Origin of the sequence: Georgenia satyanarayanai, assembly GCF_009193135.1 — a bacterium.
In the GTDB taxonomy this organism is placed as follows: Bacteria; Actinomycetota; Actinomycetes; order Actinomycetales; family Actinomycetaceae; genus Oceanitalea; species Oceanitalea satyanarayanai.
This window is the reverse complement of the sequence record NZ_VUKC01000020.1, coordinates 1-23,527: the sequence shown is the minus strand read 5'-3', so window position 1 is coordinate 23,527 and position 23,527 is coordinate 1. Positions and strand designations below refer to the sequence as shown.

Sequence of the window (23,527 nt, the reverse complement as noted above, 5' to 3'; positions counted from 1 at the left end):
CGCCGCAACGGCGCACAGCCGGGCGTGACACGCCGCGCCGCGTCGGAGCGTGGCTCAGGGAACCCGGTAGGTCCAGGCGTCGTCGAGGAACTTGTCCTGGACGAGCTGCTCGGCGCGGGCCAGCTCCTCGGCCGTGTAGTCCGAGCGGACGGTGTCATAGCGCCCCTCGAAGTGGGCGATGAACGCGTCGATGATGTCCGCGCGGCTCATGCCGGTCTGCGAGCGCATCGGGTCGACCCGCTTGTTCGCGCTCGCCGTGCCCTTGTCCGACATCTTCTCCCGGCCGATCCGCAGCACCTGGAGCATCTTGTCGGCGTCGATGTCGTAGCTCATCGTCACGTGGTGCAGGACGACGCCGCTCGCGAAGCGCTTCTGCGCGGCGCCGCCGATCTTCCCGGCGTCGGAGGCGATGTCGTTGAGGGGCACGTACCGGGCGTTGACCCCCACCTCCTTGAGCGCGCCGAGCACCCAGTCGTCGAGGAAGGCGTAGGAGCGCTCGAAGCTCAGCCCCTCGACGAGGGAGGTGGGCACGACGAGGGAGTAGGTGATGCAGTTGCCCGGCTCCATGAACATCGCCCCGCCGCCCGAGACCCGGCGCACCACCGTCATGCCGTGCCGGGCCAGGCCCTCGGGGTCGATCTCGTTGCGCACGGACTGGAAGGAACCGATGACGACGAGCGGCGCGTCCCAGTCCCAGATCCGCATGAGCGGGCCGCGGCGCCCGGCGGCGACCTCACCGGGCAGGACCTCGTCCAGGGCCACGTGCATCGCGGGGGGCAACGCGCGAGGGCCGATGACCTCGAAGGTGTGGTCGGCCCAGCTCGTCGCGTGCCCGAGCGCGCGGCGCACCGCGATGCCGACGGCATCGGCGCCGAAGCCGACGAGCGCGACCTGCGGGTCCAGTGCCCGGGTCACCGCCTGCGCCAGCTCCTCGGCACCCGCCGTCGCGGGCATGCCCTCGAGGGCCGCGTTGATGTCCTCCAGCGCGGAGTCCGGCTCGAGGAAGAAGTCGCCCGAGACGCTGACGTGGCGCAGCCGGTCCTCGACGACGTCGAGGTCGACGGCGACCAGCTTGCCCTGGGGAACCTTGTACTCGCCTCGCACCTGTGCAGGCTACCGCGCCGCGCCCCGGCCGCCGCGGCCGGGTCAGCGGGGGTGGACGTCGCGGTGGAGCAGGCCGTAGACGACGGAGTCGACCAGCGCCTCCCAGCTCGCCTCGATGATGTCGGGCCCCACGCCCACCGTGCTCCACGAGCGCGCGCCGTCGGAGGTCTCGATGAGGACGCGGGTGGTGGCGTCGGTACCGGACTGGGTGTCGAGGATGCGCACCTTGAAGTCGATGAGCTCGAAGTCCTCGAGCTCGGGGTACACGTCGACCAGGGCCTGGCGCAGGGCGTGGTCCAGCGCGTTGACCGGGCCGTTGCCCTCGCCGGTGCACACGATCCGGCCGCGGCCGGTGTGGAGCTTGACGGTGGCCTCGGCGAGGGTGAGGGAGATGTCCTCACTGAGCGTCTGGACGATCGCCCGCCAGCTCTCGACGGTGAAGTAGCGCGGGCGGGTGCCGTCGAGCTCCTCACGGAGCAGCAGCTCGAAGGACGCGTCGGCGGCGTCGAAGGTGTAGCCCTGCGCCTCGGCGGCCTTGACCCGCTCGGTGACCCGGGCGAGCACGTCGGCGCGGCCGGACAGGTCGATGCCGAGCTCGCGGCCCTTGAGCTCGATGCTCGCCCGTCCCGCCATCTCCGAGACGAGCATGCGCATGTCGTTGCCGACAGCGACGGGGTCGATGTGCTGGTAGAGGTCGGGGTCCACCCGGATCGCCGAGGCGTGCAGTCCGGCCTTGTGCGCGAAGGCACTCGATCCGACGTAGGGCTGGCGGGCGTACGGGCTGATGTTGGTGATCTCGCTGATCGCGTGCGACAGCCGGCTCGACTCGCGCAGGCCCTCCCCGGCGAGGGTGTCCACCCCGTGCTTGAGCTCGAGGTTGGCGACGACGGTGACGAGGTCGGCGTTGCCGGTCCGCTCGCCGTAGCCGTTGACGGTGCCCTGGACGTGCCGCACCCCGGCCTCGACCGCGGCGAGGGAGTTGGCGACGGCGCAGCCGGTGTCGTTGTGGGCGTGGATGCCCAGGACGCCGTCGACGCGGGCGCGGACGTCGGTGACGATCTCGTGGACCCAGCCCGGGAGCATGCCGCCGTTGGTGTCGCACAGGACGGCGACGTGCGCACCGGCGTCGAGACCCGCGCGGATCGCGGCGACGGCGTACTCGGCGTCGTAGCGGTACCCGTCGAAGAAGTGCTCGGCGTCGAGGATGACCTCGCGGTCCTGCTCGCGCAGGTAGCGGACGGTGTCGGCGATCATCCGCAGGTTCTCCTCCCCCGTCGTGCGCAGCGCCCGCTCGACGTGCCGGATGTCGCTCTTGGCGACGATCGTGACGACGGGCGCCTGGGAGTCGACGAGGGCGCGGACCTGCGGGTCGTCGTGGGGACGGGTGCCGGCCTTGCACGTGGACCCGAAGGCGGCCAGCCGCGCGTGCCGCAGGTCCAGCTCCTTGGCGGCGCGCGCGAAGAACTCGGTGTCCTTGGGGATGGCACCGGGCCAGCCGCCCTCGATGTATCCGACCCCGAGCTCGTCGAGCAGCGGGGCGATGGCGAGCTTGTCGGCGACCGAGAGGTTCATCCCCTCCTGCTGCGCGCCGTCGCGCAGGGTCGTGTCGTAGACGTCGATGGTGAGCTCAGCCTGCGAGGCGAGGCGCGTCGTCGTGCTCATGGTGTCCGTTTCCCTCTGTCAGCCGTGGCAGTCCTGCTCCCCGGCGGGAGTGGTGCCGGGTCTCGGTCGCCGCCGGGCAGGTGGCCCCGGCAACAAAAAAACCTCCCGGGGTACGGGAGGTTGCGCACGTGGCGGGTGGTGCCGCGTGCGCTAGCCGATAATGAGCCGGAACTGCATGGGTTCATGATGCCACACGACCAGGGTGACCCGTACCACCCCGCCACGCGCCGTCAGGCGAGGGGCTGCATCCAGCCGTGCGGGTCCTCCGCGTGGCCGAACTGGATGTCGGTGAGCTGGGTGAAGAGGCGCGCGGTGACCGGTCCCGCCGCGCCGTCGCCGACGGTGACGTCGAAGGACTCCCCCGCCAGCCGCCCGATCGGGGTGATGACCGCCGCGGTGCCGCAGGCGAAGACCTCGCTGACCGAGCCGTCCCGGATCCCGGCGAGCAGACCCGCGAGCGGGATGTCGCACTCCTCGACGGGGGCGCCCTCGTCAGCGAGGAGCGTGAGGATCGAGGAGCGCGTGACGCCCTCGAGGATGGTGCCGGTGAGCGCCGGGGTGCGCACGACACCGTCGGAGCCGACGACGAAGACGTTCATGCCACCGAGCTCCTCGAGGTTGGTGGCCGTGCCGGCGTCGAGGAAGCACACCTGGTCGAAGCCGCGGGCGTACGCGGTCTGCTGCGGCAGCAGGCTCGCGGCGTAGTTCCCGCCGAACTTCGCGTTGCCGGTGCCACCGGGCCCTGCGCGGTGGTAGTCCTCGGCGACCCAGATCGAGACCGGCTGGAAGCCGTTGACGAAGTACGGGCCAACAGGCGAGGCGATGACGAGGTACTCGTACCGGTGCGAGGGTCGCACCCCGAGGAAGGCCTCGGTCGAGATCATGAAGGGGCGCAGGTAGAGGCTCGCGCCAGCAGTGTCCGGCACCCACTCGAGGTCCGTCTCCACGAGCGCCCGGATCGAGGCGAGGAAGTCCTCCACCGGCAGCTCGGGCATCGCCAGGCGCCGGGCGGAGGCCTGGAAGCGCCGGGCGTTGGCCTCGGGGCGGAAGGCCCAGGCCGAGCCGTCGGCGTGCCGGTAGGCCTTGAGCCCCTCGAAGATCTCCTGGCCGTAGTGGAGGACCGAGGCCGCCGGGGACAGCTCGAGCGGGGCGAAGCCCTCGACCCGGTGGCCCTGCCACCCGCCGTCGACCGTCCAGGTCGCCCGTGCCATGTGGTCGGTGAACTCCACGCCGAAGCTCAGCCGGTCCAGGGCGGCCGCGCGCTCGGCCGTCGTCCGCGGCCGCGAGCTGGGCACGATCGCGAACTCGGCAGGTGCAGTGGTCATGGCGGGCCTCCAGCGGTCCTTCGGTCATCCGCCCCCGAGGGCGGGTGCTGGTGCGTGCAGTGGTACTCGAGGGTAGCGCCCGGGACGGGCGTCGCCGGGAACCGGGTGCCCGGTCCCCGGCGCGGACAGCTGTCGGGCGTCGGGTCAGGCCCCGGCGACCGCCGCCGCGAGCGCGTCGCCGACCTCGCTCGTCGTGCGCGGGGTCGTCCCGCGGGCGGCGATGTCGGCGGCGACGGCGCGCTCGACGCGGGCCGCGGCGTCGTCGTGGCCGAGGTGGGACAGGAGGAGGGCGACCGAGAGCACGGTGGCGGTCGGGTCGGCCTTGCCCTGGCCGGCGATGTCCGGCGCCGAGCCGTGGACCGGCTCGAACATGCTCGGTGCGGTGCCGTCCGGGTTGACGTTGCCGGACGCGGCGAGGCCGATGCCGCCGGTGACCGCCGCGGCGAGGTCGGTGACGATGTCACCGAAGAGGTTGTCGGTGACGATGACGTCGAAGCGGGCCGGGTCGGTGACGAGGAAGATCATCGCCGCGTCGACGTGCAGGTAGTCCACCGTGACGCCGGGGAACTCGGCGTTGACGCGCTCGACCGTCCGTCGCCACAGGTGCCCGGCGTGGACGAGGACGTTGTGCTTGTGGACGAGGGTGAGCTTCTTGCGGGGCCGTGCCGCGGCGCGGGCGAAGGCGTCACGCACGACGCGCTCGACACCGAAGGCGGTGTTGACGCTCACCTCGTTGGCGACCTCGTGCGGCGTGCCGACGCGGATGGCGCCGCCGTTGCCGACGTAGGGCCCCTCCGTGCCCTCGCGGACGACGACGAAGTCGATCTCCCCGGGGTCCGCGAGGGGAGTGGCCACGCCGGGGAAGAGCTTCGAGGGTCGCAGGTTGACGTAGTGGTCGAGCTCGAAGCGCAGGCGCAGCAGCAGTCCCCGCTCGAGGACGCCGCTCGGCACGCCGGGGTCGCCGACGGCACCGAGGAGGATGGCGTCGTGCTGGCGGATGGCGGCGAGGTCCTCGTCGGTGAGGGTCTCCCCGGTGCGGTGCCAGCGGGCGGCGCCGAGGTCGTAGGGGGTCGTCCGGACGGCAACGTCGGTCAGGGCGGCGTCGAGGACCTTGAGCCCCTCGGCGACGACTTCCTGTCCGATGCCGTCGCCGGCGATCACGGCGAGGTCGATGGTGCGCGTCATGGCTCCAACCTACTGAAACCGTCCATTTGTCGGGACACAGGTCTCACATCCTGATCACCGCCCGGCGACCTTTCGCGCTCCTCGTCGGCTTTCCGACTTTCCGGCGAGCCTTCTCCTACTTTCGACGGGCGCACCCGGTCGTTCGCCCGTACGTTCGCCGCTGGCGCGAACGGACCTGTCATGGCTGCTCGCGCCGACCTCCACAACGACATCCGAACAGAGGCAACACCTTCATGAAGAATGCTTCACGCAGAGCACCCGGCGGCGCGGCCGGGCACTGGCTGGCACTCGTCGCCACCGCCGTCGTGGCGCTGATGACGCTGGCGCCCGCCACGGCATACGCGGACACAGCCACGGACGACGCCTTCTCCATCGGCGCTGCGCACCAGGCGCAGGAGGGCGAAGGCATCGCGCGTCTGTTCCCCGTCTTCACCAACGAGGAGAGCCGCACGTCCGGGGAGCCGGACGTGTGGGCGTACTGCATCGAGTACACCGTGCCCGCACGCTTCGACACCGAGGCGGAGGCCGCCGGGTGGAGCGAGTTCCGCGGTGACAACAACTTCAGCACGTCGCAGGAGGTCCAGGAGAAGGTCGCCTGGATCATCACGAACAGCTACCCCAGGCTCTCGCTCGAGCAGCTCGGTGAGGTCGTGGGGATACCGGACCTGAGTGTCAGCGAGGCCGTCGGCGGCACGCAGTACGCGATCTGGGCACTGACGGACGACGTCGCTGCGGACCTCAGCCCTGACGCGCGCACCGTGCGCGACTACCTCCTGGGCGAGGCCAACACGGGCCTCGCCGAGAGCGACGTCCGCGCCGAGGTGTCCCTCACCGCCTCGACCGAGCAGACCAACGCCGGAGCACTGGTGGGACCGGTGACGGTCAGCACCACCCAGGCCTCTGTCTCGCTCACCGTCAGCTCGTCCCTTCCCGTCGTCGACGCCGACGGCGCGGAGATCGACCTGAGCACCGTGGTGAACGGTCAGCAGCTGTACGTCGACGCGCGTGAGGAGACCGTGGCCGGTTCGGCCACCTTCACGGCGACGGCGACGGCGTCGCGGGTCACCGGCTCCATCCTCAACGTCCCGGGGGCCGCCGGCGCCGCCGCGGACCATGCCCAGACCATCATCCTCGTCGACACCGAGGGCGTCTCGGACGTCGCGAGCGCGACGCTGTCGTGGAGCGGTCTCCCGGACGAGCCGGTCGCCCCGGTGCTGCCCGAGGTGACGCAGGCCGTCTGCACCGACGAGGGTGACACGACCACCCCGTCGATCACACCGTCCGCCACCGAGGGCGTCGAGTACTCCTTCGACGAGGACGCGGTCCAGCCGGGCCGCACCGTCGAGGTCACCGCCACGGCCCAGGAGGGCTACACCCTGACCGCCGCCGAGGGCTGGACGCTCCACGACGACGGCGAGAGCGCGACGACCACCGTCGAGCTCGCCGCGGTCGACTGCGCACCCGTGCCGGTGCCGGAGGTGCCCGTCGCACCGACGGCGCCCGAGGTGACGCAGGCCGTCTGCACCGACGAGGGCGACACCACCACCCCGTCGATCACCCCGTCCGCCACCGAGGGCGTCGAGTACTCCTTCGACGAGGACGCGGTCCAGCCGGGCCGCACCGTCGAGGTCACCGCCACGGCCCAGGAGGGCTACACCCTGACCGCCGCCGAGGGCTGGACGCTCCACGACGACGGCGAGAGCGCGACGACCACCGTCGAGCTCGCCGCGGCGGACTGCGCCGTCGCGAGCGACGACGGTCCCGGGGAGCGGGCGCCCGAGACGTCGCCCGGGGTGAGGCTGCCCAGCACCGGCACGAGCGCCGCCGCGCTGCTCGGCGTGGTCGGTCTCCTGCTCGCGGGCGGGGTCGCGGCCGTCCTCCACCACCGCCGCCGCTCGCCTACCGCGTAGGTGAGACGACGGGGTGCCCGGCCGGCGGCCGGGCACCCCGTCACGTCCGTCCCCGCGGCGGCAGCGGGCGCGTCAGGTGGTGACCGGCACCCGGTCGTCCGCCCCACGGGAGTGGTGCTTGGGGTCGAGCAGCCGGAACCGCTCGAGGACGATCTCGCTGTCCTCGTCGAAGGCCAGCCCCACCTCGGCGAGCTCACCGGCGAAGAACGGCGCGTGGACGTCCCGCCAGTGATCGAGGGACAGGTCCCCCTCGCCCTCGGCAGCGGCGTGCTCGGCGTCGACTGCGGAGTACGGCACGACCTTGATCTCCGTCGTGACGATGAGGGCACGCGGGCGGCCGGCGCCGTCGAGGATGATCGACAGGTCACCGGGCGCCGGGACCGACTCCCCGCGCGCCGGGTAGGGCGCCGCGGCGCTGGACGTGGCCGTCTTGCGCCCGGCGAGGACGAGCCCCAGGAGCGAGTCCGCCTCGGCGGGCGCGGAGCCGAAGGACCACGCCGGCGGCTGCACCGTCCCGATCGCCTGCTGGCCGACGACGACGTCGAGCCGGTTGAGACCCGCGCGCTTGCGCGCCGTGGCCCAGTACGCCGCGACGGCGGCGTCCTGAGCTTCGCCGTGGCTGGGGTCGTGGTCGGTGTCGTTGCTCATGGGTCGAGTGTGCCAGTCCGCGTGACGTCCCGGTGCGTACGCTGGAACCCCGACGAAGGAGCGACCATGTCAACCCCTCCCCCTCCCCCGCCGCCCGGTGGGCCGCACGGCGAGCAGCCCTACGGCGAGCAGCCGACCGGTGAGCCGTCCGGCGGGTACCCGCCGTACGGACAGCAGCCCTACCCGCAGCAGGCGTACGGGCAGCCGACGCAGTCGGGTGGTGACGACCGGACGATCGCGATGCTCGCCCACCTGTCCCCGCTCATCGCGCTGGTCCTCAGCGCCGGCGTGCTGAGCTTCATCGGGCCCCTCATCGTCTGGTTCGTCTGGCGGGACCGCAGTCCGCTCATCCGCAACGCCGCCGTCAGCGCCTTCAACTTCAACGTCACCGTGTGGGTGGCCAACGCCATCGCCTGGGTCTGCGTGTTCACCGTCATCCTCATCCCGCTGTCCATCGCCCTGTGGGTCGGTGCCTTCATCGTCCAGCTCGTCCTGTCGATCAAGGGCGCGATGTCCGCCAGCCGCGGCGAGGTGTACCGCTACCCCCTGCAGGTGCCGATCCTCAGCTGAGGTCCGGAGGGTGACGCGGGGTGTCTCGCCGTGATTCCTCCCCCGTCACCCTGTCCGCTGCAGGCAGTCCGGGCATAGCCTCTCGCTGTCCCGGCGGGGACGGGCGGGCGAGGCGGGCCCGGACAGTCCGTCGCCGCGCACCCGGGTACCGGTCGCCCACCCAGGGACGGCCGTCCTCTCTCACGCCTGGAGAAGCCCATGCGCACGAAGTCCACCCTGGCAGCCGGAGCGGGCACGCTCGCCCTGGCCGCAACTCTTCTCACGGTCCCGGCCCAGGCCGACGACCAGCCCCCCGAGCCGGAGGTGGTCGCGGGCGGCCTCGTCGGCCCGCTCACGGTCGCCGCCGGCGACGACGGCGACGTCTACGTCACCCAGACCTTCGCCAACACGCTGTCCAAGGTCGACCGGAACGGGGAGGTCACCGACGTCTACACCCTCGAGGGCGGCCCGGAGACCGCCGAGCTCGTCGGTGTCGCCTACAGCGACGGCGCCACCTACCACATCGAGAGCGACTTCAGCGGTGAGGTGCCCACCAGCCACATCGTCCGGACGAAGGACGGTGAGCGCACCGTCGTGAGCGACGACCTGTGGGCCCACGAGATCGCCAACAACCCGGACCGGTCCCAGAGGTACGGCGTGACGAACGCCCGCGGCACGTGCCTCGACCAGCTCACCGCCTTCGAGGAGACGGCCGGCTTCCCGATCGTCAACTACCGCGGCATCGTCGAGTCCCACGCCTACCAGCTCGCGGTCCACGACGGCACCATCTACGTCGCCGACGCGGCCGCCAACGCGGTCCTCGAGGTCGACGAGAGCACGGGGGACATCTCGACGGTGAGCGTCCTGCCCGGGAAGACGATCAAGTTCACCGCCGGGCTCGAGGAGGCGCTCGAGGGCCAGCTCGGTGGGCTCGACATCCCGGACTGCATCGTCGGCAAGCGGTTCATCGCCGAGCCGGTGCCGACGGACGTCCAGGTGGGCTGGCTCGGGGGGCTGTACGTCAGCACGCTGGGCGGGAGCGCCGGTGAGGTCCTGCCGCTGAGCAGCGTCTACTGGATCAGCCCGGACGCCAAGCACACCTTCGAGGTCGCCGGTGACCTGCACGGTGCGACGGGACTCGACGTGACGCCCGACGGCACCGTCGTCGTCGCGGAGCTCTTCGGCGGGAGGGTCTCGGCCATCCGGCACGGCGAGAACGAGGCGATCACGCTCTTCGAGGCGGACTCGCCGGCCGACGTCACCGTCACCGACAACGCCCTGTTCGCCAGCACCGGCACCTTCGGTGAGGGCGGACTCGTGAGGTGGGGCTACGGCGACTGACAGGCCGTCAACGCACGAGGCGCCGGCCGGGGAATCCCCGGCCGGCGCCTCGTCGTCGGTCAGCGCGCGGCGCTGCCCTCGGTGTAGTCCGAGTCCTTGGTCTCGACCCAGCTGAAGAGCTTGCGCAGCTCGCGGCCGGTCGTCTCGATCGGGTGCTGCTCGCCCTTGGCGCGCAGCTCCTTGAACTCCGGCGCGCCGGCGTCCTGGTCGGTGATGAAGCGGTCCGCGAAGGCGCCGGACTGGATGTCGGCGAGGACGCCCTTCATGTTCTCCTTGACCTCCGGGGAGATGACCCGCGGGCCAGAGACGTAGTCGCCGTACTCGGCGGTGTCGGAGATGCTCCACCGCTGCTTGGCGATGCCGCCCTCCCACATGAGGTCGACGATGAGCTTGAGCTCGTGGAGCACCTCGAAGTAGGCGACCTCGGGCTGGTAGCCGGCCTCGGTGAGGACCTCGAAGCCGTACTGGACGAGCTGGGAGGTGCCACCGCACAGGACGGCCTGCTCGCCGAAGAGGTCGGTCTCGGTCTCCTCGGTGAACGTGGTCCTGATGCCGCCGGCGCGCAGGCCACCGATGGCCTTGGCGTAGGACAGCGCGGTGTCCCAGGCCTTGCCGGTCGCGTCCTGCTCGACGGCGACGATGACCGGCACGCCGCGGCCGGACTCGTACTCGCGGCGCACGAGGTGGCCCGGGCCCTTGGGGGCGACCATGACGACGTCGTGGCCGGCGGCCGGCTTGATGTAGCCGAAGCGGATGTTGAAGCCGTGGGCGAAGAGCAGCGTGGCGTCGGCCTTGAGGTTGGGCTCGATGTCCCGCGCGTAGAGGGTGCGCTGCACCTGGTCGGGAGCGAGGATGACGACGACGTCGGCACCGGAGACGGCGTCGGCGATGCTCGCGACCTGCAGGCCCTGGTCCTTGGCCTTGGCGGCCGACGAGCTGCCCTCGCGCAGGCCGACGGTGACGTCGACACCGGAGTCGCGCAGATTCAGTGCGTGGGCGTGCCCCTGGCTGCCGTAGCCGATGACGGCGACCTTCTTCCCGGCGATGACGGACAGATCGGCGTCGTCGTCGTAGTACAGCTCAGCCACAGTGTTCTCCCTGGTGTTTGGTGTGGTGGCCCTGGGAGGGCCGGTCCTTCGTGGTCAGTATGGGGGTCAGGCGGTCCGGACCCGCTCGAGGGCGCGGTCGGTCATCGAGCGCGCGCCGCGGCCGATGGCCACGGTGCCGGACTGGACGATCTCGCGGACGCCGTGCGCGTCCAGGGCCGTGAGCAGCGCCTGCAGCTTGGAGTGCGAGCCGGTCGCCTCGATCGTCACGGCGTCCGGGGCCACGTCGACGACGTGCGCCCGGAACAGCTCGACGACCTGGAGGACGGCGGTGCGCGAGGCGTCGTCGGCCCGGACCTTGACGAGCAGGAGCTCGCGCTGGACGGAGGACTCCGGCTCCAGCTCGACGATCTTGATGACGTTGATGAGCTTGTTCAGCTGCTTGGTCACCTGCTCGAGGGGCAGCTCGGCAGCGTCGACGACGACCGTGATCCGGGAGATCTCCGGGTGCTCGGTCGGGCCGACGGCGAGGGAGTGGATGTTGAAGGCGCGGCGGGCGAACAGCGCGGAGACGCGGGTGAGCACGCCAGGCTTGTTCTCCACCAGCACCGAGAGGGTGTGACGGGTACTCATCGCTTTCCTCGCTTCACTCGTCGCGGTCCCACGAGGGGGTGATTCCCCGCGCGTACTGGATGTCGTCGTTGCTCACACCGGCGGCGACCATCGGCCACACCATCGCGTCGCGGCTGACGACGAAGTCGACGACGACGGGACGGTCGTCGATCTCCATCGCCTTCTTGATCGTGTCGTCCACGTCCGCGACGGTCTCCGCGCGCAGGCCGACGCAGCCGTAGGCCTCGGCGAGCTTGACGAAGTCGGGGATGCGGGCGGTCTGGTGGCCGGTGTTGAGATCGGTGTTGGAGTAGCGGCCGTCGTAGAAGAGCGTCTGCCACTGCCGGACCATGCCGAGGGAGGAGTTGTTGATGACGGCCACCTTGATCGGGATGCCCTCGAGGGCGCAGGTGGCGAGCTCCTGGTTGGTCATCTGGAAGCAGCCGTCGCCGTCGATCGCCCACACCGTGCGGTCCGGCATGCCGACCTTGGCGCCCATGGCGGCGGGGACGGCATAGCCCATGGTGCCCAGGCCGCCGGAGTTGAGCCAGGTGCGCGGGTGCTCGTAGCGGATGAACTGCGCGGCCCACATCTGGTGCTGTCCAACACCTGAGGCGTAGATCGACTCGGGCCCGGAGATCTCCCCTATGCGGCTGATGACGTGCTGGGGCGCGACGTGCCCGTCCGCGGTCGGCGTCCAGCCCAAGGGGTAGGTCTCGCGCAGCTCGTCCAGGCGCTGCCACCACGCCTCGATGTCCGGCTTGCCGAACTGCTCGTGGGCGGCGGCGAGCTCGGTGACGAGGTCGGGGATGGTGTCGGAGAGGTCCCCGACGATCGGGACGTCGGCGTGCCGGTTCTTCGAGATCTCCGCCGGGTCGATGTCGGCGTGGACGATCGTCGCCTTCGGCGCGAAGGAGGAGAGCTGCCCGGTGACGCGGTCGTCGAAGCGGGCGCCCAGCGTGACGATGAGGTCGGCCTGCTGGAGCGCCGCGACCGCGGCGACGGACCCGTGCATGCCCGGCATGCCCAGGTGCTGGGGGTGGGAGTCGGGCAGGGCGCCGCGGGCCATGAGCGTGGTGACGACGGGGGCACCGGACAGGTCGGTGAGCCGGCGCAGCGCCTCGGAGGCCTGCGCGCGGATGACACCACCGCCGACGTAGAGCACCGCGCGCCGCGAGGTCGCCAGGAGCCGGGCCGCCTCACGCACCTGGCGCGAGTGCGGCTTGACCGCGGGGCGGTAGCCGGGCAGGTCGAGCTGCTGCGGCCACGCGAAGGTGGTCCGGGACTGCTGCGCGCTCTTGGCGATGTCGACGAGCACCGGGCCGGGGCGGCCGGTCGAAGCGATGTGGAAGGCCTCGGCGATACGCGCGGGGATCTCGTCGGGGTCGGTGACGAGGAAGGAGTGCTTGGTCAGCGGCATCGTGGCGCCGACGATGTCGGCCTCCTGGAAGGCGTCGGTGCCGATCGCGCTGGCTCCCACCTGACCGGTGATCGCGACGATCGGCACGGAGTCCATGTTGGCGTCGGCCAGCGCCGTGATGAGGTTCGTCGCGCCGGGACCGGAGGTCGCCATGCACACCCCGACCCTGCCGGTCGCCGCGGCGTAACCCGTCGCGGCGTGCCCGGCGCCCTGCTCGTGGCGCACGAGGATGTGACGCAGCCGCGTGGAGTCGAAGAGCGGGTCGTACGTCGGCAGGATCGCCCCGCCGGGGATCCCGAAGATGACCTCCGCGCCGACCTCCTCGAGGGACCGGACGATGCTCGTGGCGCCGTTGACCTCCTCGCGGATCTGGCCGGCAGGCGCGACCGGCGCCGGGACGACGCTGGGCGCCGACGGCTGCGGGGTGGTGCGGGGCGGCGCGGGGACTGGTCCCTTGGCCATGGTGACCCTCCTGGTACCTCGGTGGTGGTGCGGCAGACCGGCAAACAAAAAACCCCTCGACCCGAGGTGGGTGCGAAGGGATGCGCGCAGCGGGACCGGCTCAGCGGTCGGCGGCTGCGCGCCTGTGAAGTACGACGTCCTGCTGCATGCCGAAACTGTAACCCCGCCCACCGGCACAGCCCAAACCGTCTCATATACTGGCTTCCCGTCCCGCTATCTGACACACCCCCGACAGCCGACTTACCGCCGACAGCCGACTTACCGCCGACAGCCGACTTCTCTCCTCAGCGCTCCCGGGGTACCCGTCGTGCCACGCGCAGGCGATGACCCGCTCCTCGAGGTCGTCCGCCCGGGTCTGCCACGTCTCGTCTCTGCCACGTCTCGACGCAGGCGTCGCAGCCGCACCCCGGGAAGGGGAGCACGCCGCGTGCACCCGGACGCCCGCGTCGTCGGTGATGGCGAGGGGCAGCGGCGCCGCCGGGCGGTGAGCCACCGCCCCAGCGCTCCCCGTATGGCGAGTTCGTGCACGCCCCGCGCGGGCGGGTACTGCTGGCCGGACGGAGGACGCCATGCCCGCGAACCTTCCGGCACGCGCGACCGGGGGACCGGGTATACATGAGCCATGCGTGCCGTCCATGCCACCAAGGCCGGGGGCCCGGAGGTCCTCACCGTCGTCGACCTGCCCGACCAACCGCCGGGTCCTGACGAGGTCCGGGTCGAGGTCGCCGCCGCCGGGGTGAACTTCATCGACACCTACCGCCGCGGTGGGGTGTACCCGATGGAGTTCCCGCACGTCGTCGGGTCCGAGGGCGCGGGCACCGTCGTCGAGGTGGGCGACGGCGTCAGCGAGTTCTCCGCCGGGGACCACGTCGCGTGGGCCGCCGCACCGGGCAGCTACGCCGAGCGGGTGAACGTGCCGGTGCGGGAGGCGATCCCGGTACCGCGGGGCATCGACCTCCACACCGCCGCCGCGCTCCCCCTCCAGGGGATGACCGCGCACTACCTCAGCGCCTCGACCTTCCCGGTCTCCCCCGGTGACGTCGCGCTCGTCCACGCCGGTGCGGGCGGGGTCGGGCTCCTGCTCACCCAGCTCGTCGTCCGCCGGGGCGGGCGGGTCATCTCGACCGTCGGCACCCCGGAGAAGGAGCAGCTCTCCCGCGAGGCCGGTGCGGAGCACGTCGTCCGCTACACCGAGCTCGACGACCTCACGGCCGAGCTGCCGCAGATCGTCCGCCAGCTCACCGACGGGCGCGGCGTCGACGTCGTGTACGACGGCGTCGGCAAGGCGACCTTCGACGCCTCCCTGGCGAGCCTGCGGCCCCGCGGGATGCTCGTCCTCTTCGGCGGCTCCAGCGGTCAGGTACCGCCCTTCGACCTCCAGCGGCTCAACGCCGCGGGATCCCTGTTCGTCACGCGCCCGACGCTCGCGCACTACACCGCGGACCGCGCCGAGCTGCTGTGGCGGGCCGCCGACCTCTTCCACGCCGTCGCCGACGGCCTCGACGTGCGCATCGGGCAGGAGTTCCCCCTCACCGAGGCCGCCGCCGCCCACGCCGCCCTCGAGGGCAGGCAGACGACCGGCAAGGTCCTGCTCGTCCCCTGACCCGTCCCTCCCCCACGTAATCCGAGAGCCGGGTTCCTCCGCGTGAGGAACCCGGCTCTCGGCGTCGAGCAGGGGTGAGCTAGGCGAGGATGGCGCCCGTGCTCGCCGACTGGACGAGCTTGGTGTACTTGCCGAGCACGCCCTTGGTGAACTGCGGGGCGATCGGGACCCAGCCCTCGCGGCGCCGGGCCAGCTCGTCCTCGTCGACCAGGAGGTCGAGGGTCTTGCCGGCGACGTCAAGGCGGATCCTGTCACCGTCACGGACGAAGGCGATGGGGCCCGCGTCGACGGCCTCGGGCGCCACGTGCCCGACGCACAGGCCGGTGGTGCCGCCGGAGAAACGGCCGTCGGTGAGGAGGAGGACGTCCTTGCCCAGCCCGGCGCCCTTGATCGCGCCGGTGATGGCGAGCATCTCGCGCATGCCCGGGCCGCCCTTGGGTCCCTCGTAGCGGATGACGACGACGTCACCGGCCTGGATCGTGCCGTCCTCGAGCGCGTCCATCGCGGCACGCTCACGCTCGAAGACGCGGGCGGTGCCCTCGAAGACGTCGGAGTCGAAACCCGCGGACTTCACGACGGCACCCTCCGGCGCGAGAGAGCCACCGAGGATCGTGATGCCGCCGGTCGCGTGGATCGGGTTGTCCAGCGCGCGCAGGATCTTGCCGTCCGGGTCCGGCGGGTTGATGCCCTCGAGGTTCTCGGCGACGGTCTTGCCGGTGACCGTGAGGCAGTCGCCGTGGAGCAGACCGGCGTCGAGCAGCGCCTTCATGACGACGGGAACACCGCCGATGCGGTCGATGTCGTTCATGACGTATCGGCCGAAAGGCTTGAGGTCGCCCAGGTGGGGGACGCGCTCGGCGATGCGGCTGAAGTCGTCGAGCGTGAGGTCGACCTCGGCCTCGTTGGCGATCGCGAGGAGGTGGAGCACGGCGTTCGTCGAGCCGCCGAAGGCCATGACGACGGCGATCGCGTTCTCGAGCGACTTCTTCGTGATGATGTCGCGGGCGGTGATGCCCTGGCGCAGCATCTCGACGACGGCCTCACCGCTGCGGTGGGCGAAGGTGTCGCGGCGACGGTCGGCCGAGGGCGGAGCGGCGGAGCCGGGCAGGGACATGCCCATGGCCTCGGCCACCGAGGCCATGGTGTTGGCGGTGTACATGCCACCGCAGGCACCCTCGCCAGGGCAGATGGCGCGCTCGATGCGGTCGAGGTCCTCGCGGCTCATGAGCCCGCGGGAGCACGCGCCGACGGCCTCGAAGGCGTCGATGAGGGTGACGTCCTTCTCGGTGCCGTCCTCGAGCTTGACCCAGCCGGGCATGATCGTGCCGGCGTAGAGGAAGACGGCCGCGAGGTCGAGGCGGGCCGCGGCCATGAGCATCCCCGGCAGCGACTTGTCGCAGCCGGCCAGGAGCACCGAGCCGTCGAGGCGCTCGGCCTGCATGACGGTCTCGACGGAGTCGGCGATGATGTCGCGGGAGACGAGGGAGTAGTGCATGCCCTCGTGGCCCATCGAGATGCCGTCGGACACCGAGATGGTGCCGAACTGCAGCGGGTAGCCGCCGCCGGCGTGGACGCCCTCCTTGGCGCCCTGGGCCAGGCGGTCCAGCGAGAGGTTGCAGGGCGTGATCTCGTTCCACGAGCTCGCGATGCCGATCTGGGGCTTGGCGAAGTCGTCGTCCCCCAGGCCGACGGCGCGGAGCATGCCTCGCGACGCCGTCGCCTCGATGCCGTCGGTGACCTGACGGCTACGCGGCTTGATGTCAGTGGCTTCGGTGGTCATGGCTGGAGTCTAAGTCTCCGCACCGCCACCGTTGGTCCCCGTTCGAGCGGCAAGACATGGCTGCGGGGCGGCACCTCCCGGTCGGAGGTGCCGCCCCGCAGGGTCAGGCCGGGGTCAGTCCGTCAGGCGACGGCGAGCGACGAGCACCCCGCCGGCACCGGCGAGCAGCACCGTGAGGACACCGAGCATCCAGACGTCGGCGCCGGTGGTCGGTAGACGCCCGCTCCCCGGACCGTCGGTCGGGGCCGCCGTCGGGGTACCCGTCGGCTCGGCGGTGGTCGGCTCCTCGGTCGGCGCCGGGGTGGTCGGCTCCTCGGTCGGCGCCGGGGTGGTCGGCTCCTCGGTCGGCTCCTCCGTCGGCTCCTCGACGGGCGGCTCGATGAGCGCGCCCTCCGGGCCGGCCCACAGGAGCGCGGCCGCGACGTCGTCGAACATCCCCCGCGGGTGGGTGCGGAAGAAGGGGTCAGTGCCGAAGACGAGCGCCCGGGTGCCGTCCTCGGTGACCGCGGAGATCACCGAGGGCTGGCCGGAGGCCTGCTCGGGCCCGCCGCTGCCGTCCTGGTTCGGCAGCCAGTGCCCGCTGAGCAGCGGCTCGGCGGCGAAGGTCTGCTCGACCGTCACCTCCTCCCCGAGGTCGGTGAAGTACGCCGGCCCGTAGGTGAAGGCAGCCTCCTCGGCCTGGGCGCCGATGACGCCGTCGGCGGTGTCGACGAGCACGACACCGTTGGCGCGGCCCGGCCCGCTGACGGCCGACGCCTCGAAGAGCTCGAAGGTGTCGGCCGCCCACATGCCCGCCTGCGCGGAGGCGACGACGCCCTTGCCGGCGTCGAAGTAGTCGTCCAGCTCGCGGGCGGCCCGGGCTGCGGCGTCCCCCTCACCGAGGCGCAGCTGCGTCCCGAGCCAGAGCACGTCGATCTCGTCGAGGTCGACGCTGCCGTCGGCGAGGCCCTCGGGCGTCACGCGGACCGGGTCGACGAAACCGAGGCCGGTGAGGACGAGCTCGTCCTCACCGCCGTAGGACGCCGAGCTGGTGTAGCCGACGCGCAGCGCGGACAGGCCGCGGGCGTCGTCCTCGGCGAGCTCACGCCCGTCCGTGGCGACGAACACGACGCCGAGCAGCTCACTCAGGGTGGCCGCCTCGTCCAGGCCCTCGGGGCCGACGACGACGGTGCCGTCACCGACGTCGACGACGGGCACCTCGGCGGTGAGCAGGAGGTTGACCGCCTGGACGGGCGCGACGCCGTCGAGCGCGAGGCTCACGTACTCGGCGTCCTCCGGGAAGGCACCGGTCGGGGGCGCGACGACAAGTGGCGTCACCGGGACGGGCAGGGCCGGGTCGGTCGTGTCACCGACCCGGTCCACGTCGGCTCCCCACAGCCGGCCCAGGCTCCACGCGGAGATGTCGTACATGCTCGGGACCCGGTCGGAGATGTCCGACCCGTCGGAGAGGAGGACGTTGGCCAGTCCGCGCAGCGGCTGGTGCATGTCGACGACGAAGGTGCCCGCCGGGTAGTCCTGGCCACCGGCACTGAACGCCGCGTCGGCGGTGCCGACCTCGACGCCGTGGGCGAGCAGGTGGTCGACGAGCGTGGCGGCGTCGGTGGTGCCCGCGGGGATGACGTAGGCGCGCGGGAAGTCGGTGCCCGTGACGTCGGGCTCGTCCCACTCCTCGGTCCACTCGTCGGGGCCGGCGTAGTCGTCGGGGTCCGGGTTGGCCGGGATCTCGCGCAGCGGCTCACCGGCCTCGCCACGTCGGAAGATCTCCATCTGGTTGCCGAGGATGGCGTCGCGGTTCTCGTCGACGTAGTCGACCGTCGACTCGATGACCTGGTGGCCGACCGCACGGTTGGTCGCCAGCCGGCGGGCGCTCTCCTCGGGGTCGTTCGTCCGGCCGGGGCCGAGCTCGACGGTGTAGGCGATCGAGCCCTGGAACTGGACGTACTGCGGGGTGAAGATCGGCGGCCAGCCGTCCCAGCCGTCCGGGATGTCACGGAACGGGATGATGATCCCGCCGTCCTCGGTCAGCGGGTTGCCCTCGATGTCGGCGGCGACGACGTCCTGCTCGATGCGCAGCGCGGCGGCGTAGGAGTACGGCATGAGGAGGTCGTGCTCGTAGTTCTCGCCCTGCGGGGGACCCGTGGGCTCCACCTGCAGGCTGCCGGTGTACCCGTGCAGGTCGATGAAGAAGACCGGCTGCAGGTCCCCGGTGAGGTCGCGGATCGCCCGTGTCTCCGGCGTCGTGTTCGTGATGAAGTCACGGTTCGCGTCGAGGTTGAGCGCCGTGGCACGTGTCCCGGCCACCCGACCGTCGGGGTTGTTGCTCACGGTGAAGTACAGGCGGTAGCCCTCGGCGAGGGCCACGGCTTCCTCGTCACCGGCCTCGAGCGCCTCCACGAGCTCGGTGATGTAGGAGAGGGAGGCGTCGGTGCCGTCCCACTCGTTGCCGTGGATGTTGTTGTTGAACCAGATCGGCGGCTTGTAGCCGGCCATGAGCTCGGCGTCGTCCTGGGCGGCGTCGGCGTCGTGCTTGATCCGGTCGCGCCACTCGTCCTGCTGGGCGCTCTCCTCCGCCGTCTCGGGGGACGTGATCGTCACGAGGTACAGGTCGCGTCCCTGCGTGGACTGCCCGACGACCTCGGTGGAGACGTACTCGTTGCCCTCGGCGAGGTCGTTGAGCAGCGGCGCGATCTCGTGGAAAGGGATCGCCCCCCGGCCGTAGGACTGGTCGTCCTCGTCGACCGGCGGCTCGGTGAGCGGCTCCTGCCGCGGATAGGGCACACCGTCGTCCTCGGGAGCGGCGCTCACCGTCGGGGGCGTGACCACGGTGGCCACCGGGCCGGCCCCCGAGGCGGGTACCGTCACCGCGCCCAGCAGCACGGCGGAGACCGCCGCGCCGCACCAGACTCGTCGTCGAACCTGCATCGTGTTCCTCTCGTCAACTGTTCGGAAGGTGTTGCGGAGGTGCGCCAGCAGCGGGGTGGAGCGGCTAGAGGACCTTCGACAGGAACGCCTGGGTGCGGGCGTGCTGGGGGGAGGCGAGGACCTCGGCCGGGACGCCCTCCTCGACGATGAGGCCGTCGTCCATGAAGACGAGCCGGTCCCCCACCTCGCGGGCGAAGCCCATCTCGTGGGTGACGACCATCATCGTCATGCCCTCGGCGGCAAGGAGCTTCATCACGTCGAGGACCTCACCGACCAGCTCGGGGTCGAGCGCGGAGGTCGGCTCGTCGAAGAGCATCATGTCGGGGTTCATCGACAGGGCGCGCGCGATGGCGACGCGCTGCTGCTGGCCGCCGGACAGCTGGGCCGGGTACGCGCCGCCGCGGTCGGCCAGGCCCACACGCTCGAGCATGGCGCGGGCCACCTCGGCCGCCTCCTGCTTGCCGCGCTTGAGCACGCGGCGCTGGGCGATGGTGAGGTTGCCCATGACGTCGAGGTGCGGGAAGAGGTTGAACTGCTGGAAGACCATGCCGATCCGGGTACGGACGGCGTCGATGTCGCAGTCGGGGTCCAGGATGTCCTGGCCCTCGATCCGGAGCGAGCCTCCCGTGGGCTCCTCGAGCCGGTTGACCGTGCGCAGCAGCGTCGACTTCCCCGAGCCGGAGGGCCCGATGACGCAGACGACCTCGCCCCTGTGCACCGACAGGTCGATGCCCTTGAGGACCTCGTTGTCGCCGAAGCTCTTGCGCAGACCCACGATCTCGATCGCGGGCGCGTCGGTGGTGGCCGTCATCGTCCCCTCGCCATTCGTCGTTCGAGGACCGCCACGAGCCGCGTGAGCGGGATCGTGATGACCAGGTAGAGCAGGGCGCCCATGATGAGCGGTGTGCCGTTGCCCGTCGTCGTCTGACCGTCCCGCGCGAAGGTCGTGAGCTCCTTGGTGAGGACCGTGGAGCCCGCGATGAACAGCAGCGAGGTGTCCTTGAGGAGCAGGACGAACTCGTTGGTGAGCGGCGGGATGATGATGCGGAAGCCCTGGGGCAGAACGATCCGCACCATCGTCTTGGCCGGGGACATGCCGAGGGACCGGGCCGCCTCGCTCTGTCCCCTGGGCACCGCCTGGATGCCGGACCGGATCACCTCGGCCATGTAGGCGGAGGCGACGAAGATCAGCCCGACGAGGCCGGCCCCGACGTTGCCGCCGGGGATCCGGAAACCGAAGGCGATCGGCACGACGTACGCCATCGCGAAGATTGTCAGAAGCGCCGGCAGGCCTCGGAAGAGCTCGATCCAGGCGGTTGCGAACCACCGGTAGGGCCCCACGCTCGACAGCTTCATGAGGGCGAACGCGATACCCAGCACCAGTCCCCCGACGAAGGAGATCAGGGTGAAGAGGAGCGTGTTCTTCAGTGCGATCGTGATGATCTCGGGGAACTGGTCCCGGGCGATGTCGAGACGGAAGAACTGGTTGGTGATCCGGTCCCAGTCGGCGAGCAGGGCCACGGCCGCGAGGACGGCGAAGAACAGGACGTACATCCCCGTCCGTGTCAGCCGCCGGCGTGTGGTGAGACGCATGGGTCTACTGGGGGTCGACCGCGAAGTAGGAGTCGTAGATCTCCTGGTACGTACCGTCGTCACGCAGGCCCTGGAGCGAGGAGTCGATCGCCTCGACGAGCTCGGTGGACGCGTCCTTGGCCATCGCGTAGCCGTACTGCTCGTCCGTCGAGTACTCCTCGACGATGACGTAGCTCGGGTCGGACTCGGCGTTCTCGATGTTGACGGGCAGGTCCTGGAGGATCGCGTCGATCTGTCCGGCCTGGATCGCCGACCACAGCTCGGCGTTGCCCGGGTACTCGACGAGGGAGGCGCCCTCCGCGTTCTCCCGCGCGTAGGACAGGCCGGTCGTCCCGGCCTGGACACCGACGTTCTTGCCCACGAGGTCGGCGATGGACTCGATGCCGGAGTCGGGCGCGACGAGCAGCGACTGGAGGGAGTCGTAGTACGGCTCGGAGAAGGTGAGGTTCTCCTCGCGCTCCTCGGTGATGGTGATCGCCGAGGCGCCGATGTCGCACTGTCCGGACACGAAGGTGGTGCCGGACTGCAGCGCCTCGAAGCTGACGTTCTCCACGGCGAGATCGAGCTCGAGGTCGTCGGCGATCGCCTGGAGGAGGTCGATGTCGAAGCCGCTGTACCCGCTCGGCGCCTCGGGGTCCTCGAACTCGAAGGGCGGGTAGGGGATGTTGGAGCAGGCGGTGAGCGTGCCCTCGTTGACCAGGCCGAGGCCGGCGCTCTCACCGCTCTCGCCCTCGTCGCCGCCACAGGCCGACACGAGCAGGAGCGCCGCGGCCGCGGACGCGGCGAGCGCGGTGCGTCGAGCCAGAGGGGAAGAGTTCATTGTCCGTTGTCCTTCTGCTGGGTGTGAGACGGCTGGCGCCATGCTACGCGGTCCAACGTTACCGGCGAGTCACATGGCGTCCCCGCTCGAACGCCCACGAAGCGCAGACTTCTCGTTGTTCCGGGACCTACCATCGTGATGGATCGCACCGAGGCGGGAGGCATCGATGACCACGACGGAGACCATCGCGGCCGAGGCGTCCGTGCTCGCGCAGACCTACGCGCCACTGCCCGTCGTGCTGACCGCGGGACGAGGCGTGTGGGTCCGAGACGTCGAGGGGCGGGAGTACCTCGACGCCCTGGCCGGGTACTCCGCCCTCAACTTCGGGCACACCCACCCGCTGCTCGTGGCAGCGGCCGAACAGCAGCTCCGCCGGCTCACCCTCACCAGTCGCGCCTTCCACAACGACCGGCTCGCTGGATTTGCGACGCGACTCGCCCGCCTGTGCGGCAAGGACCGGGTCCTGCCGATGAACACGGGGGCGGAGGCGGTCGAGACCGCGATCAAGGTGGCACGGAAGTGGGCCTACACACGGCGCGGACTGCCGGACGGTCGGGCACGGATCATCGTCGCCGAAGGGAACTTCCACGGCCGCACGACGACGATCGTCGGGTTCTCGACCGACCCCGCGGCACGCACGGGCTTCGGCCCGTACGACGGCGGCTTCGACGTCGTCCCCTTCGGTGACGCCGCTGCGCTCGAGGCGGCTGTCACGCCGACGACGGCGGCGGTCCTGGTGGAACCGATCCAGGGCGAGGCCGGAGTGATCGTCCCGCCGCCCGGCTATCTCGCCGCGGTGCGAGAGATCTGCGACCGCCGCGGCCTTCTGCTCCTTGCCGACGAGGTGCAGAGCGGGCTCGGCCGCACCGGTCACACCTTCGCCTGCGACGCCGAGGAGGTGGTCCCGGACATCTACATCCTCGGCAAGGCCCTGGGCGGTGGAGTGCTTCCCGTCTCCGCGGTCGTCGCCGACCACGAGGTGCTGGGGGTGCTCGGTGTCGGGGAGCACGGCTCGACGTTCGGGGGCAACCCCCTCGCCTGCGCGGTGGGCGAGGCGGTCGTGAGCCTGCTGGAGCCGGGGGACATCCAGGCTCACGTCCGCCGGCTCTCGCCGGTCCTCGAGGACGGCCTGGCACGCTTCGAGGCGCTCGGGGTCCTGCGCCACCGCGTCCGCGGGCTGTGGGCCGGCTTCGACCTCGACCCACGGGTGGCGAGCGGACGCCGGTTCTGTGAGGAGCTGCAGCACCACGGTGTTCTCGCCAAGGACACGCACGGCGCCACTGTCCGCCTCGCTCCCCCGTTGGTGATCGACGAGGAGGAGCTCGTGCTGCTTCTCGAGCGCGTGGAGTCGGCGCTGCTGGCGTTGCGCCGGTCGTGAGTTTCCGGGTGGTGGAACGCGTAAGGGCCGCACCTGGAGGTGCGGCCCTTACGGAATGGGTGTTCGGCGGTGTCCTACTCTCCCACGTAGTCTCCCACGCAGTACCATCGGCGCTGAGGGGCTTAGCTTCCGGGTTCGGAATGGGACCGGGCGTTTCCCCCTCGCTA

At 71.2% G+C, this 23,527-nt stretch carries 18 protein-coding genes and 1 rRNA gene; 5 read left to right on the top strand and 14 right to left on the bottom strand.

Annotation, left to right across the window (positions count from 1 at the left end):
- Positions 1-54: 54 nt before the first annotated feature.
- The 4 genes from GD632_RS14990 to GD632_RS14975 all read right to left on the bottom strand — a co-directional run bounded on the left by GD632_RS14990 (position 55) and on the right by GD632_RS14975 (position 5,276).
- On the bottom strand, positions 55-1,104 hold the full coding sequence (locus GD632_RS14990; RefSeq protein WP_152193025.1) for a lipoate--protein ligase family protein: 1,050 nt from the start codon (positions 1,102-1,104) through the stop codon (positions 55-57).
- 42 nt (positions 1,105-1,146) lie between these two features.
- On the bottom strand, positions 1,147-2,766 hold the full coding sequence (cimA, locus tag GD632_RS14985; RefSeq protein ID WP_152193024.1) for a citramalate synthase: 1,620 nt from the start codon (positions 2,764-2,766) through the stop codon (positions 1,147-1,149).
- 230 nt (positions 2,767-2,996) lie between these two features.
- Positions 2,997-4,091: a branched-chain amino acid aminotransferase gene (locus GD632_RS14980; RefSeq protein ID WP_152193023.1), complete on the bottom strand. Its 1,095-nt coding sequence runs from the start codon at positions 4,089-4,091 to the stop codon at positions 2,997-2,999.
- Between the two features lie 144 nt (positions 4,092-4,235).
- Positions 4,236-5,276 carry a 3-isopropylmalate dehydrogenase gene (locus tag GD632_RS14975; RefSeq protein ID WP_152193022.1) on the bottom strand — a complete coding sequence of 347 codons (1,041 nt, stop codon included), beginning with the start codon at positions 5,274-5,276 and terminating at the stop codon, positions 4,236-4,238.
- Between the two features lie 233 nt (positions 5,277-5,509).
- Between GD632_RS14975 and GD632_RS14970 the strand changes: the two genes are divergently transcribed.
- The gene (locus GD632_RS14970; RefSeq protein ID WP_152193060.1) at positions 5,510-7,186 is read left to right on the top strand and encodes a thioester domain-containing protein; all 1,677 of its coding nucleotides are present in this window, start codon (positions 5,510-5,512) and stop codon (positions 7,184-7,186) included.
- A gap of 72 nt (positions 7,187-7,258) precedes the next feature.
- On the opposite strand, the gene GD632_RS14965 is transcribed toward GD632_RS14970, so the two are convergent.
- A complete protein-coding gene (locus GD632_RS14965) occupies positions 7,259-7,834 on the bottom strand; it encodes an ASCH domain-containing protein (protein WP_152193021.1) in 576 nt (191 codons plus the stop codon).
- Between the two features lie 66 nt (positions 7,835-7,900).
- On the opposite strand from GD632_RS14965, the gene GD632_RS14960 reads away from it, so the two are divergent.
- Together GD632_RS14960 and GD632_RS14955 are read left to right on the top strand one after the other, a co-directional pair.
- Positions 7,901-8,404, top strand: coding sequence for a DUF4870 domain-containing protein (locus GD632_RS14960; RefSeq protein WP_193311505.1), 504 nt, complete (start codon positions 7,901-7,903; stop codon positions 8,402-8,404).
- 198 nt (positions 8,405-8,602) lie between these two features.
- Positions 8,603-9,724 (top strand): ScyD/ScyE family protein, encoded by a 1,122-nt coding sequence (locus tag GD632_RS14955; RefSeq protein WP_152193020.1) that lies wholly within the window; start codon positions 8,603-8,605, stop codon positions 9,722-9,724.
- 59 nt (positions 9,725-9,783) lie between these two features.
- Here the strand turns inward: GD632_RS14955 and ilvC are convergent, their stop codons facing one another.
- The 3 genes from ilvC to GD632_RS14940 all read right to left on the bottom strand — a co-directional run bounded on the left by ilvC (position 9,784) and on the right by GD632_RS14940 (position 13,264).
- Complete coding sequence (ilvC, locus tag GD632_RS14950) at positions 9,784-10,812, bottom strand: ketol-acid reductoisomerase (protein WP_152193019.1); 1,029 nt, start codon at positions 10,810-10,812, stop codon at positions 9,784-9,786.
- A 66-nt stretch (positions 10,813-10,878) separates the two neighbouring features.
- Entirely contained in the window at positions 10,879-11,403 is a 525-nt protein-coding gene (gene ilvN / locus GD632_RS14945; protein ID WP_152193018.1) for an acetolactate synthase small subunit, read from the bottom strand.
- Positions 11,404-11,416: 13 nt separating this feature from the next.
- Positions 11,417-13,264 (bottom strand): acetolactate synthase large subunit, encoded by a 1,848-nt coding sequence (locus tag GD632_RS14940; protein ID WP_152193017.1) that lies wholly within the window; start codon positions 13,262-13,264, stop codon positions 11,417-11,419.
- Between the two features lie 622 nt (positions 13,265-13,886).
- Here GD632_RS14940 and GD632_RS14935 point away from each other — a divergent pair.
- Positions 13,887-14,867, top strand: coding sequence for a quinone oxidoreductase family protein (locus GD632_RS14935; RefSeq protein ID WP_152193016.1), 981 nt, complete (start codon positions 13,887-13,889; stop codon positions 14,865-14,867).
- Positions 14,868-14,946: 79 nt separating this feature from the next.
- On the opposite strand, the gene ilvD is transcribed toward GD632_RS14935, so the two are convergent.
- From ilvD to GD632_RS14910, 5 genes are all read right to left on the bottom strand, one after another.
- A complete protein-coding gene (gene ilvD, locus GD632_RS14930; protein WP_152193015.1) occupies positions 14,947-16,647 on the bottom strand; it encodes a dihydroxy-acid dehydratase in 1,701 nt (566 codons plus the stop codon).
- Positions 16,648-16,761: 114 nt separating this feature from the next.
- Positions 16,762-19,569 carry a M14 family zinc carboxypeptidase gene (locus GD632_RS14925; RefSeq protein WP_152193014.1) on the bottom strand — a complete coding sequence of 936 codons (2,808 nt, stop codon included), beginning with the start codon at positions 19,567-19,569 and terminating at the stop codon, positions 16,762-16,764.
- 64 nt (positions 19,570-19,633) lie between these two features.
- Complete coding sequence (locus GD632_RS14920; protein WP_152193013.1) at positions 19,634-20,380, bottom strand: amino acid ABC transporter ATP-binding protein; 747 nt, start codon at positions 20,378-20,380, stop codon at positions 19,634-19,636.
- Positions 20,377-21,162 (bottom strand): amino acid ABC transporter permease, encoded by a 786-nt coding sequence (locus GD632_RS14915; RefSeq protein WP_152193012.1) that lies wholly within the window; start codon positions 21,160-21,162, stop codon positions 20,377-20,379. The genes GD632_RS14920 and GD632_RS14915 overlap by 4 nt, the downstream gene beginning before the upstream one ends.
- Positions 21,163-21,166: 4 nt before the next feature.
- Positions 21,167-21,982: an ABC transporter substrate-binding protein gene (locus GD632_RS14910; RefSeq protein ID WP_152193011.1), complete on the bottom strand. Its 816-nt coding sequence runs from the start codon at positions 21,980-21,982 to the stop codon at positions 21,167-21,169.
- Between the two features lie 166 nt (positions 21,983-22,148).
- On the opposite strand from GD632_RS14910, the gene rocD reads away from it, so the two are divergent.
- The gene (gene rocD / locus GD632_RS14905) at positions 22,149-23,360 is read left to right on the top strand and encodes an ornithine--oxo-acid transaminase (RefSeq protein WP_152193010.1); all 1,212 of its coding nucleotides are present in this window, start codon (positions 22,149-22,151) and stop codon (positions 23,358-23,360) included.
- Positions 23,361-23,421: 61 nt separating this feature from the next.
- Here rocD and rrf read toward each other — a convergent pair.
- A 5S ribosomal RNA gene (rrf, locus tag GD632_RS14900) occupies positions 23,422-23,527 on the bottom strand; the annotation flags it as partial.

What these genes read in the sequence shown, in the direction of transcription:
- GD632_RS14955 (WP_152193020.1), top strand. Translation starts at nt 8,603, where the DNA reads ATGCGCACGAAGTCCACCCTGGCAGCCGGAGCGGGCACGCTCGCCCTG.
- ilvN (WP_152193018.1), bottom strand. Translation starts at nt 11,403, where the DNA reads ATGAGTACCCGTCACACCCTCTCGGTGCTGGTGGAGAACAAGCCTGGC.
- GD632_RS14935 (WP_152193016.1), top strand. Translation starts at nt 13,887, where the DNA reads ATGCGTGCCGTCCATGCCACCAAGGCCGGGGGCCCGGAGGTCCTCACC.
- GD632_RS14970 (WP_152193060.1), top strand. Translation starts at nt 5,510, where the DNA reads ATGAAGAATGCTTCACGCAGAGCACCCGGCGGCGCGGCCGGGCACTGG.
- GD632_RS14975 (WP_152193022.1), bottom strand. Translation starts at nt 5,276, where the DNA reads ATGACGCGCACCATCGACCTCGCCGTGATCGCCGGCGACGGCATCGGA.
- rocD (WP_152193010.1), top strand. Translation starts at nt 22,149, where the DNA reads ATGACCACGACGGAGACCATCGCGGCCGAGGCGTCCGTGCTCGCGCAG.
- GD632_RS14920 (WP_152193013.1), bottom strand. Translation starts at nt 20,380, where the DNA reads ATGACGGCCACCACCGACGCGCCCGCGATCGAGATCGTGGGTCTGCGC.
- GD632_RS14940 (WP_152193017.1), bottom strand. Translation starts at nt 13,264, where the DNA reads ATGGCCAAGGGACCAGTCCCCGCGCCGCCCCGCACCACCCCGCAGCCG.
- GD632_RS14965 (WP_152193021.1), bottom strand. Translation starts at nt 7,834, where the DNA reads ATGAGCAACGACACCGACCACGACCCCAGCCACGGCGAAGCTCAGGAC.
- GD632_RS14915 (WP_152193012.1), bottom strand. Translation starts at nt 21,162, where the DNA reads ATGCGTCTCACCACACGCCGGCGGCTGACACGGACGGGGATGTACGTC.
- GD632_RS14910 (WP_152193011.1), bottom strand. Translation starts at nt 21,982, where the DNA reads ATGAACTCTTCCCCTCTGGCTCGACGCACCGCGCTCGCCGCGTCCGCG.
- ilvD (WP_152193015.1), bottom strand. Translation starts at nt 16,647, where the DNA reads ATGACCACCGAAGCCACTGACATCAAGCCGCGTAGCCGTCAGGTCACC.
- GD632_RS14980 (WP_152193023.1), bottom strand. Translation starts at nt 4,091, where the DNA reads ATGACCACTGCACCTGCCGAGTTCGCGATCGTGCCCAGCTCGCGGCCG.
- GD632_RS14925 (WP_152193014.1), bottom strand. Translation starts at nt 19,569, where the DNA reads ATGCAGGTTCGACGACGAGTCTGGTGCGGCGCGGCGGTCTCCGCCGTG.
- GD632_RS14960 (WP_193311505.1), top strand. Translation starts at nt 7,901, where the DNA reads ATGTCAACCCCTCCCCCTCCCCCGCCGCCCGGTGGGCCGCACGGCGAG.
- cimA (WP_152193024.1), bottom strand. Translation starts at nt 2,766, where the DNA reads ATGAGCACGACGACGCGCCTCGCCTCGCAGGCTGAGCTCACCATCGAC.